Here is a 10,157-nt window from a genome sequence, read left to right on the forward strand (position 1 = left end):
CACTATTGATTTACAGCATATCAGATCTTCATTTGGATTATACAAAAAAGAAAACAATGGAATTGTTCGGATCTTCATGGTCAAATTACGAGGAGCGTATTTTTTTGAATTGGGAAAATATTATCCAGAATGAAGATTTAGTATTAGTGCCGGGAGATATAACTTGGGCGATGAATGAAAAGGAAGCTGCCGTTGATTTGAATCGTATTGACAGGCTTCCTGGGAAAAAAATATTATTGAAAGGCAACCATGATTACTGGTGGAATTCATTAAAAAAATTAAATGAACTGAATTTATCGACGATTTCATTTTTACAGAATAATTCATTTGAACATAGCGGGTATTCGATAGCTGGCACAAGGGGATGGATTGATAAAAGCCATAAAGACTTCATCGATAAAGATGTGAAAATATTTGAAAGAGAACTTCTGCGGCTTGAACTTAGTTTACAAAGCACGAAAGGCGGGAAGATAATATGCATGCTCCATTATCCGCCCTTTTCCGAAGAGAGAATTCCAAACGAATTTGGTAAAATCATGGAAAAATATAATGTTCAAAAGTGTATATATGGCCATCTCCATGGAGATGGTTTGCAAAATGTACAAGAAGGGACGTATAATGGTATTGAATACGTATGTACTTCTAGCGATTATCTAGAATTTTATCCAATAAAAGTAGGAGAGTGAAAGAATGAAAGTCATTAAAACTCAAAATTATGAAACGTTAAGCAAAGAAGCTGCGAAAATATTTATTGAAATTATCAAAAAAAACGACAAGGCTGTTTTAGGGCTGGCTACAGGTTCTACACCGGTAGGGATGTATAAAGAGTTAATCGAAGCGAATAAGAATGGGTTAGACTTTAGCAAAGTGACTACATTTAATCTCGATGAGTATATTGGATTATCAAAAGATCATGATCAAAGTTATGACTATTTTATGCATGACAATCTATTTAATCATGTGAATATTCCAGAAGAAAATATCCATCTTCCAAAAGGCGATGGCGAAAATCCCGAAGAAGATGCAAAAAAATACGAAAATATGCTGAAAGAGTCAGGCGGTGTCGATATCCAGGTACTTGGTATCGGAGTTAATGGACATATTGCATTTAATGAACCGGCTGAAGAATTGAAAGTGGAAACAAATATTGTAAATCTTACAGAGTCGACGATAGAGGCAAATGCCCGTTTCTTTAATTCAGAAAAAGACGTTCCTACGAAAGCGATTACCATGGGGATGGGTTCAATCTTCAGTGCAAAAAAAATCCTGCTTCTTATCAGCGGCGAAAATAAAAAAGAAGCTGCAGATTATATTCTTCGATCTGGAAAAATAAAAACGGAATGTCCTGCTTCTTTGCTGCACCTGCATCCAGATGTTACTGTCATTATTGACAAGGAGGCTTTTGGAGAATAATGGAACAGGAATTAGAAGTCAAAATATTAAATGAAGATATCGAGAAGATAAAGAAAAGGGCTATAGCATTAGGAGCAAAAAAAATAGCTCATGAAAAGCAGATAAATACTGTAATTAGTTCTTCTTCATTTGATTTAATAGAGGAAGATTCCTATCTAAGAATACGTCAGCTAAAAGATCTGGATAATAATATTTCGAAGAATCAGCTTACTTTCAAAAAGAAGATACAAAATGATACAGTCCGAGAAAATTATGAATATACTGTAGAATTTGATCATGTGGATAGAATGAAAGAAATATTAAAAAATTTACAGTTTGACCAGATGCATGAAGGGTTTAAGGAAAGATATTCCTATGAATTCCAAGGAGCAAGACTAGATTTTGATTATTGGGATGAGAAGACCTATCCATATCCCTATATGGAAATAGAAGTTAAAAATCAGAAAGATTTAAAGGAGATTATTGAACTGCTTGAAATATCGGAGGAAAATATTTCAACCAAATCAATTACTCAATTACAGCAGGAGCTAAAGGAAAGGTAAATGAAACGATTTGAAGAAAAAGTTAAACGGGTAGTAATTAAGGTAGGGACCTCTTCTATAACCCATAAAAATGGAACTGTGGATCTTTCAAAAATTGAGGATTTGTCTTGGGCTATCGCAGATTTGAAAAATCATGGAGTAGAAGTAGTACTAGTGTCCTCTGCTGCGATCAGCTGCGGTACGAAGTTTCTAGGTTTAGAAGAAAGACCTAGAGATACGATAGGCAAACAGGCAACATCTGCTGTCGGACAAGTTGTCTTGATGAACACATATAAAAAGGCTATGAATGATTTCGGTTATAATATTGCTCAATTATTAATAACACGTCAAATCGAAACAGACCCCACCATGTATGAAAACACAATTAATGTGTTTGAAAAACTTCTGGATATGGATGTAGTTCCCATCGTCAATGAAAATGATACGATTTCTACAGAAGAAATAGAATATGGAGATAATGATACCCTTTCTGCAGTAGTTGCTCGTTTTATTCATGCGGATTTGCTGATTATTTTATCTGATATTGACGGATTGTATGACGATGATCCTCATAGAAATCCAGATGCCAAATTAATTACAGAAGTAAATGAATTTGATCAATCTCTTTTCCAAATTGCGAAAGGGAGCAATACAAAAGTCGGAACTGGCGGTATGGTAACTAAAATCAATGCCTGCAGGCTTTGTTTAGATCAATACATCGATGTTGTTATCGCAAGCGGCGAGGATATGAATATTATCCGCAGAATTGTAGACGGCGAAGAAATTGGAACTATTTTTAGAAAAAGGAGAACTGAATGTTAAAACATATAGGTGAAAAAGCAAAAGAAGCATCTTATGAACTGCTAGAGAAAACTACCTTAGAAAAAAATGAAATTCTACAAGAAATATCCAATCAATTATCTGAGTTTTCAAATGAAATTATTGAAGCTAATCAAATAGATATGAAAAACGGCAGAAAAAATGGTCTTACCGAAGGTTTGCTTGACCGATTATTAATTACTGAAGATCGTATAAAATCAATGCAGGAGTCAGTAAAAGTAGTTTATGATCTTGAAGATCCAATTGGAAAGATGGATTATATGAAAACCCTTGCTAATGGACTTAAAATAGGTCAAACAAGCGTGCCAATAGGAGTCGTTGCTATAATATATGAAGCACGTCCAAATGTTACTTTAGACTGTAGTATTTTATGTTTAAAGTCTTCGAATTCTTTAATCTTAAGAGGCGGAAAAGAAGCCATAGAAACAAATAAAAAAATTGTAGAAGCGGTACAAAAAGCCTTTAAAAATTGTGGCACAGACCCTAACTGTGTTCAGCTTATCGAAGATACTACACGGGAATCTGCTCAGGAATTGATGAAATTAAATGGATATGTAGATGTATTAATTCCAAGGGGCAGCAGAGGACTAATTCAATCTGTAGTTCAAAATGCAACAGTGCCGGTAATAGAAACTGGAGAAGGAAATTGCCATATTTATGTAGACGAAAGTGCTGATATCGATATGACATTGAAAATAATTGAAAATGCAAAAACTCAAAGAATCGGTGTCTGCAATGCCATGGAATCAATTTTAGTGCATGAAACTGTCGGGGATTCCTTTTACAAGGGGCTTGAGAAGATTATCAATGAGTATAAAATCGATGTGCATGCCTGTGAGAAGTCGATCGGTAAAATCAAAAATGCTTCGGCGGCAACAGAAGAAGATTTTTATAAAGAGTATCTAGATTATGCTTTTTCTATTAAAGTAGTGGATTCTGTAGATACAGCTATTAAGCATATTGAAAAATACGGAACCCATCATTCAGATGTTATTATTACAAACGATTACAATAATAGCCTGGCATTTACTCAAAGAGTGAATAGTGCCTGCGTTTATGTCAATGCATCCAGCCGTTTTACAGATGGATCAGAATTTGGAATGGGAGCCGAAATGGGAATCTCGACCCAAAAACTTCATGTTCGCGGTCCTGTTGGCCTGAAAGGGCTGACATCGAGCAAATATATTATATTAGGTCAAGGACAAATAAGATAAAAAAATTCTGATCATTAAAAAATGATCAGAATTTTTTTTATTTTTGATTTTCATTTGTCCATTCTCTAGCATCTTCTACAGAATTTTCAGTTGGAATTTTCATCTTAGTATCGCCTTCTTCGCAAGTACTGTTTGAATAGATATCAGAATCTGTTTCATTATCTAATGGGCGCTTATCGTCTTTATAAGCTTTATAAGTTCCTTTAGCCGGCTCTTTAGAGTCTTTTTTTAGATTGTTTTCATTAGTAGTCATATTTAATTCTCCTTTCAAGATGATTAAGTATTTCTATTTATATATACCCAAATATTGAGAATATAAAATATAAGAAGAATAATGATTTTATTTACTTGTTATTCATCATGAGTTGTGGTATCTTTAATTACGAAAAAGATTAGCATATCCATAAAAAAGGATTAATAATAAAGGAGGTATTTCAATGCTTAAAGGTAGAAATTTAATCAATACGGATGATTTTAGCGTTGAAGAGATTGACGAGATAATGGCATTAGCTCAAGACATTAATAAGAGTCCTGAGAATTTTTCTAATTCATGTAGGGGAAAAATTTTAGGGACTCTTTTTTTTGAACCGTCTACAAGAACCCGTTTAAGTTTTGAGTCTGCGATTCACAGACTCGGCGGAGATTGTATCGGATTTTCAGAGAGCCAGTCTTCATCTACTTCAAAAGGAGAATCACTAGCAGATACCATAAAAACGGTGAGCAATTATGTGGATGTCATAGCCATGAGACATCCTAAAGAAGGTTCATCAAACTGGGGGAGCCATTACAGCTCTGTACCTCTTATCAATTCGGGAGACGGCGGTCATCAGCACCCAACTCAAACATTAACAGATATGTTGACAATAAAAGAATCAAAAGGAAAATTCAGCGGTTTGACGATCGGTTTCTGCGGAGATTTGAAATTTGGAAGAACGGTTCATTCCTTAACAAAAGCCATGAGCAATTACGATGATAATCATTTTGTATTTATATCTCCAGAAGAGCTCCAGATCCCTGAGTATTTAAAAATAGAACTGGATAACAAAAAATGCAGTTATGAAGAAGCTAAGAAATTAGAGAAAGTCATAGGACAGCTGGATATTTTGTATATGACCCGTGTGCAAAAGGAACGCTTCTTTAACGAGGCTGATTATATCCGTCTAAAGGACCGCTATATTTTAGATAATAGAAAATTGAAAGATGCAAAATCTGATTTGGTTATTTTACATCCGCTTCCACGTGTCAACGAGATTGCAGTAGAAGTCGATGATGATCCTAGAGCGATGTATTTTGAACAGGCTCGATATGGTGTGATAGCGCGTATGGCGTTGATACTAAAATTATTGGGGGTTGAATAATGTTAAATATCAATAGTATATCAAGGGGAATTGTAATCGATCATATTCAGCCCGGAAAAGGCTATGAAATATTCAAATTTTTAGAACTGGATAAGGCCGATTATACAGTGGCGTTAATTATGAATGCAAGTTCAAAAAAATTCGGTACTAAGGATATGATAAAAATCGAAAATGTTCTCGATATGGATTTGTCGATATTAGGTTTATTAGATGATTCTCTTACTGTAAATATAATTGAAAACGAAAAGATAAAAGAAAAAGTAAATATTCGTCTGCCTGAAATAGTGGAAGATATTTTAAGATGCAGCAATCCTCGTTGTATTACCAGTACCGAGAGAAATATTGTTCATAAGTTTTCTTTAGTTAATCGAGAAAAGAAACTTTATAAATGTGATTATTGCGATCATTTATATCATTTAGAGGATCACAATAATGATCATTAAAAATATTCGAATCATCGATCCTTTTTATGATGAAATCAGCGATATAGAATTTGATAACGGCAAGATTCAAAAAATCGGACAATTAGACAGTGGAGAAAAAGAAGTATTCGATGGAACAGGGCTAACTTTATGGCCTGGTTTCATCGATCTTCATGCTCATTTCCGGGATCCCGGCTATTTGTATAAAGAAGATTTAGAAACTGGTTCCAATTCGGCTCTTGCAGGAGGTTACACTACAGTTCATTTAATGGCAAACACAAAGCCTATAGTAGATGATAGCGAACTATATGATAATATAATGGAGAGGGGAAGATCTCTTTCAAAAATTAATATACTGCAGGTAGTGAGTGTTACAAAAGCATTGTTGGGAAAAGAGTTAATCGATATGGAATCCCTTTCTGAAGATATTCCATTTTTATCGGATGATGGGAAAGGTATTCTGTCAAATAAAATTATGTATGAAGCAATGCTTAAAGCAGCTTCTTTAAACAAAGGAATTATGGTTCATGCGGAAGATGGAGAATTATCTCCTATTGATTATAGATTAGCAGAAGATCTTATCACGATCCGTGATGTCTATTTATCTGGAAAAACAAATTGTAAAATCCACTTTTCCCATGTCAGCACAAAAGACTCTTTAGAGACGATCGCTTTTGGCAAAGAAATGGGATATCCTGTTACTTGCGAAGTGACACCACATCATCTTTTTTTCTACGACCTGGATTATCGTGTAAATCCGCCGATAAGAGGGGAAGAAGATGTTAAAGCTGTAATTGAAAGTATAAAAAATGGAGTCGTAGACTGCATCGGTACAGATCATGCACCCCACTCTAAAGAAGATAAAGAGGCAGGAGCACCGGGGATGGTAGGTTTGGAGACTAGTTTTTACATCTGCTATAAAAAATTAGTCCAAGAAGAAAAGCTTTCTTTATCAAAATTAAGCGCTCTATTGTCCTACAACGGCTCAAAAATTTTGAAACTGAATAGTAAAGGACGAATTTTGCCTGGTTATGACGCTGATTTTACAATCATAGATTTAAACGGAAAAACAACAATCGATTCTGAAAAATTTCTGTCCAAATCTAGAAATACTCCTTATAATGGAATGAATGTACAAGGAAGCATCCTTAAAACCTTTGTAAATGGAGAATTAAAATACGATAAAGGAGAATTGCTATGATAATTGACCGCTTATATGAAAATGTAAGAGAAAAAGGATTTGTATGTGTAGGTTTAGATACAAATCTTGATTATATCCCATCTTCTATTAAAGAAAAATCATCTGATATAGCGGAGATAGTGTTTGAATATAATAAGCAAATTATAGACTGCACTGAGGATATAACAGGAATCTATAAAGTTCAGATTGCTTATTATGAAGCGATGGGACTTGAGGGAATGAAAGCCTACTCTAAAACGGTATCTTATTTAAAAGAGAAAAATCTTTTATCCATTGGGGATGTAAAAAGAGGAGATATTGCAAATACTGCAAAAGAATATGGAAAAGCTCATTTTAGCGGCGATTTTGAAGTAGATTTTATAACCATTAATCCTTACATGGGTTTTGACAGCATTACTCCTTATTTAGATTTTGTAGAAAAAGGCGATAAAGGTATTTTTGTGCTGCTGAGAACTTCTAATCCGGGAGCGAAAGATATCGAATATTTGGATTATAAGGGGGAGCCGCTTTATTATCATATTGGAGACGCCATTTATGAGATGGGCAATTCTTATTTAGGAGAAAATAACTACAGCAATATCGGCTTTGTAGTAGGCGGCACCCATAGTGAGGAAGCCAAAGAAATAAGAGAACGTTATAAGAATTCGTTTTTCTTGATTCCAGGATATGGAGCACAAGGTGGCAAAGCAGAAGATATTCGTCTTTATTTAGATGATTTTAACGGCGGGGTCGTAAACTCTTCTAGAGGAATTATCACAGCCTACAAAAAACATGAAGATGGCGAGAAAAAATTCCAAGAATACACAAGAGAAGCCGTAGAAAAAATGAGAGGTGATATCTATGGAAGATAAAGGTTACAAAAAAGGAATTATTCTTAGCAATGAAAAGGCAGGCAAAGATGTTTATAAAATGGTTCTTAAGGGCGAATTCGAAGGCAAGCCGGGACAGTTTTATATGCTTAAAGCATGGAACGGCTATCCACTTCTTGCAAGACCTTTAAGTATCTGCGACAGAGATGACGAAACAATTACATTTTTATACTTAATCGTTGGAAAGGGAACAGAAATATTATCTAAGCTCCATGCAGAAGACGAGATCGATCTATTAGGTCCATTAGGTAATGGATTTGAGATTAAAAAAGGTAAAAAGACCGCCTTGATTGCCGGCGGAATTGGAATTGCACCTCTTTTATATTTAGCAAAAAACTTAGAAGGATCGATTGATTTATATGCTGGATTCAAATATGAACCTTACTTTACGGAAGAATTTGAAAACTTCACGGAAGAAATTTTAATTTCAACAGAAGATGGAAATACTGGAAGGAAAGGATATGTAACGAATCTGGTAAAAGATGAATACGATCAAGTTTATGTCTGCGGACCGAATTCGATGATGAAAGCGGTTCAAGAACTTGATCTGAACTCAGAAGTATTCTTGTCTTTAGAAGCTCATATGGCCTGCGGCATAGGGGCATGTTTAGGATGCGGAGTAAAAACGACAGAGGGCGTTAAGCGAGTGTGTTATGATGGACCGGTATTTGAAGCGAGCGAGGTGGTTTTTGATGCTTAAAACAGATATATGCGGTGTAGAATTAAAAAACCCAGTCATTGCGGCATCCGGAACTTTCGGTTTTGGAAGAGAATTTGAAACTTATATGGATTTGAATCGTCTAGGCGGAATCTCTACAAAAGGATTAACTTTGATTAAAAAAGATGGTAATCCCGGGATCCGTATTCATGAAACTCCTTCAGGAATTATGAACTCTATCGGCCTGCAAAATCCTTCTGTAGAAGAATTCATTAAAAAGGATTTAGAGTTTATGGAGTCTTTCGATACAGAAATTTTGGCAAATATCGGCGGAGCACAGGTAGAAGATTATGTGGAGAGCATAAAATTAATCAGTCAGACAAATGTTAAAATCATCGAGCTGAATATATCCTGTCCGAATGTTAAAGAGGGAGGGATGGCTTTTGGTATTAGATGTCCCGATGCTACAAAGGTAATTTCTGAAGTTCGTAAAGCAACCGATAAAATTTTAATGGTTAAATTATCTCCGAATGCAGAAAATATTCAACAAATGGCCTATGCCTGTGTAGAAGCAGGTGCTGACTGCTTGTCTTTAGTGAATACTTTCAACGCCATTGCAATCGATATATATAAGAGAAAAGCTGTGTTTAATAATATTACGGCTGGATTGTCAGGACCGGCTATTAAGCCAATTGCTCTTAGAATGGTAAAAGAAGTTTATGATACTGTAAAAGTTCCTGTAATAGGAATGGGCGGAATCCAATCTTGGGAAGATGCCATAGAATTTATAATGGCTGGAAGCACAGCGATTCAGGTAGGAACAGCGAACTTTATAGAACCGACAGTTATGATAGACATCATTGAAGGGATGGAAAAATTTATGAAAGATGAGAATATTAAATCTTTAGATGAAATCAGAGGTATTATATAATCGACGAGGAGGATTATTATGGAAAATAGAGTGATAGAATTACTGAGAGAGAGCAATGCATTATTAGAAGGACATTTTTTACTTTCTTCTGGAAAACACAGCGACCGTTATGTTCAATGTGCGAGATTATTACAATATCCCGAAAAAGCAGAAGAAGTCTGTACATTTATTAAAGAAAAATTAAAAGACGAGGAAATAGATATTGTCTGCGGACCTGCAATGGGCGGAATTGTTATTGCTTACGAGTTGGGCAGAGCTTTAGGCGTTCCTGCAATTTTCACAGAACGTGTAGATAACGAGATGACTCTTAGAAGAGGTTTTGAAATAAAAGAGGGACAAAAAGTCCTAATTGTAGAAGATGTAGTAACAACGGGCAAAAGCTCTATGGAAACGAAGAAAGTTTTAGAAGAGCTCGGAGGAGAAGTTGTTGGAATCGCCTCTATAGTAGACCGTACAGGCGGCAAAGATATCGGAGTAAAATTATACCCTGCTGTTTCTTTAGACATAAAAACATATGACGCAGATGATTGTCCTCTATGTAAAGAAGGTATAGAAGTCGTAAAACCAGGCAGCAGAAAAATGAAGTAAAAAGGAAGAAGGGAAACCTTCTTTTTTTTGTAGATGAATTGTCAATTCAAATGCAACACCTAATGTGAGCTACTAAAAAGGACTTCCTTAGGTGTTTTGAATTCTATGCATTTTCTTGGTCTGCCATTTAGTTTAAGTAAAT

At 35.1% G+C, this 10,157-nt stretch carries 13 protein-coding genes; 12 read left to right on the forward strand and 1 reads right to left on the reverse strand.

The window, feature by feature from the left end; all coding sequences use genetic code 11:
- The first annotated feature begins 5 nt into the window (after window positions 1-5).
- Genes ACTQ46_RS07000 through ACTQ46_RS07020 form a run of 5 tightly spaced genes read left to right on the forward strand, consistent with a single transcriptional unit; the run spans window position 6 to window position 3,988 of the window.
- On the forward strand, window positions 6-686 hold the full coding sequence (locus ACTQ46_RS07000) for a metallophosphoesterase (RefSeq protein WP_441748397.1): 681 nt from the start codon (window positions 6-8) through the stop codon (window positions 684-686).
- 4 nt (window positions 687-690) lie between these two features.
- A complete protein-coding gene (gene nagB, locus ACTQ46_RS07005; protein ID WP_441748399.1) occupies window positions 691-1,413 on the forward strand; it encodes a glucosamine-6-phosphate deaminase in 723 nt (240 codons plus the stop codon).
- The gene (locus tag ACTQ46_RS07010; protein ID WP_441748401.1) at window positions 1,413-1,955 is read left to right on the forward strand and encodes a class IV adenylate cyclase; all 543 of its coding nucleotides are present in this window, start codon (window positions 1,413-1,415) and stop codon (window positions 1,953-1,955) included. Before nagB ends, ACTQ46_RS07010 begins: the two co-directional genes overlap by 1 nt.
- Window positions 1,956-2,756: a glutamate 5-kinase gene (proB, locus tag ACTQ46_RS07015; RefSeq protein ID WP_441748403.1), complete on the forward strand. Its 801-nt coding sequence runs from the start codon at window positions 1,956-1,958 to the stop codon at window positions 2,754-2,756.
- The gene (locus ACTQ46_RS07020) at window positions 2,750-3,988 is read left to right on the forward strand and encodes a glutamate-5-semialdehyde dehydrogenase (RefSeq protein WP_441748405.1); all 1,239 of its coding nucleotides are present in this window, start codon (window positions 2,750-2,752) and stop codon (window positions 3,986-3,988) included. The genes proB and ACTQ46_RS07020 overlap by 7 nt, the downstream gene beginning before the upstream one ends.
- Window positions 3,989-4,025: 37 nt before the next feature.
- Here the strand turns inward: ACTQ46_RS07020 and ACTQ46_RS07025 are convergent, their stop codons facing one another.
- On the reverse strand, window positions 4,026-4,241 hold the full coding sequence (locus ACTQ46_RS07025; protein ID WP_441748407.1) for a CDIF630_02480 family spore surface protein: 216 nt from the start codon (window positions 4,239-4,241) through the stop codon (window positions 4,026-4,028).
- A gap of 184 nt (window positions 4,242-4,425) precedes the next feature.
- On the opposite strand from ACTQ46_RS07025, the gene pyrB reads away from it, so the two are divergent.
- The 7 genes from pyrB to pyrE are packed head-to-tail and all read left to right on the forward strand — an operon-like array spanning window position 4,426 to window position 10,015.
- Complete coding sequence (pyrB, locus tag ACTQ46_RS07030; RefSeq protein ID WP_441748409.1) at window positions 4,426-5,346, forward strand: aspartate carbamoyltransferase; 921 nt, start codon at window positions 4,426-4,428, stop codon at window positions 5,344-5,346.
- Complete coding sequence (locus ACTQ46_RS07035; protein ID WP_441748411.1) at window positions 5,346-5,789, forward strand: aspartate carbamoyltransferase regulatory subunit; 444 nt, start codon at window positions 5,346-5,348, stop codon at window positions 5,787-5,789. Before pyrB ends, ACTQ46_RS07035 begins: the two co-directional genes overlap by 1 nt.
- Window positions 5,779-6,969, forward strand: a complete 1,191-nt coding sequence (locus tag ACTQ46_RS07040; RefSeq protein WP_441748413.1) for a dihydroorotase — start codon at window positions 5,779-5,781, stop codon at window positions 6,967-6,969. The genes ACTQ46_RS07035 and ACTQ46_RS07040 overlap by 11 nt, the downstream gene beginning before the upstream one ends.
- A complete protein-coding gene (gene pyrF, locus ACTQ46_RS07045; protein WP_441748415.1) occupies window positions 6,966-7,820 on the forward strand; it encodes an orotidine-5'-phosphate decarboxylase in 855 nt (284 codons plus the stop codon). The genes ACTQ46_RS07040 and pyrF overlap by 4 nt, the downstream gene beginning before the upstream one ends.
- Window positions 7,810-8,538 carry a dihydroorotate dehydrogenase electron transfer subunit gene (locus ACTQ46_RS07050; RefSeq protein ID WP_441748417.1) on the forward strand — a complete coding sequence of 243 codons (729 nt, stop codon included), beginning with the start codon at window positions 7,810-7,812 and terminating at the stop codon, window positions 8,536-8,538. The genes pyrF and ACTQ46_RS07050 overlap by 11 nt, the downstream gene beginning before the upstream one ends.
- Window positions 8,531-9,427, forward strand: coding sequence for a dihydroorotate dehydrogenase (locus tag ACTQ46_RS07055; protein ID WP_441748419.1), 897 nt, complete (start codon window positions 8,531-8,533; stop codon window positions 9,425-9,427). Before ACTQ46_RS07050 ends, ACTQ46_RS07055 begins: the two co-directional genes overlap by 8 nt.
- An 18-nt stretch (window positions 9,428-9,445) precedes the next feature.
- Complete coding sequence (gene pyrE, locus ACTQ46_RS07060) at window positions 9,446-10,015, forward strand: orotate phosphoribosyltransferase (RefSeq protein ID WP_441748420.1); 570 nt, start codon at window positions 9,446-9,448, stop codon at window positions 10,013-10,015.
- Window positions 10,016-10,157 lie beyond the last annotated feature (142 nt).

The organism is Gallicola sp. Sow4_E12 (assembly GCF_052116305.1).
Lineage (GTDB): Bacteria > Bacillota > Clostridia > Tissierellales > Peptoniphilaceae > JBQKLI01.

Coding starts and splice junctions, on each gene's coding strand:
- nagB (WP_441748399.1), top strand. CDS start 691: ATGAAAGTCATTAAAACTCAAAATTATGAAACGTTAAGCAAAGAAGCT.
- pyrB (WP_441748409.1), top strand. CDS start 4,426: ATGCTTAAAGGTAGAAATTTAATCAATACGGATGATTTTAGCGTTGAA.
- ACTQ46_RS07050 (WP_441748417.1), top strand. CDS start 7,810: ATGGAAGATAAAGGTTACAAAAAAGGAATTATTCTTAGCAATGAAAAG.
- ACTQ46_RS07010 (WP_441748401.1), top strand. CDS start 1,413: ATGGAACAGGAATTAGAAGTCAAAATATTAAATGAAGATATCGAGAAG.
- pyrE (WP_441748420.1), top strand. CDS start 9,446: ATGGAAAATAGAGTGATAGAATTACTGAGAGAGAGCAATGCATTATTA.
- ACTQ46_RS07035 (WP_441748411.1), top strand. CDS start 5,346: ATGTTAAATATCAATAGTATATCAAGGGGAATTGTAATCGATCATATT.
- proB (WP_441748403.1), top strand. CDS start 1,956: ATGAAACGATTTGAAGAAAAAGTTAAACGGGTAGTAATTAAGGTAGGG.
- pyrF (WP_441748415.1), top strand. CDS start 6,966: ATGATAATTGACCGCTTATATGAAAATGTAAGAGAAAAAGGATTTGTA.
- ACTQ46_RS07040 (WP_441748413.1), top strand. CDS start 5,779: ATGATCATTAAAAATATTCGAATCATCGATCCTTTTTATGATGAAATC.
- ACTQ46_RS07055 (WP_441748419.1), top strand. CDS start 8,531: ATGCTTAAAACAGATATATGCGGTGTAGAATTAAAAAACCCAGTCATT.
- ACTQ46_RS07020 (WP_441748405.1), top strand. CDS start 2,750: ATGTTAAAACATATAGGTGAAAAAGCAAAAGAAGCATCTTATGAACTG.
- ACTQ46_RS07025 (WP_441748407.1), bottom strand. CDS start 4,241: ATGACTACTAATGAAAACAATCTAAAAAAAGACTCTAAAGAGCCGGCT.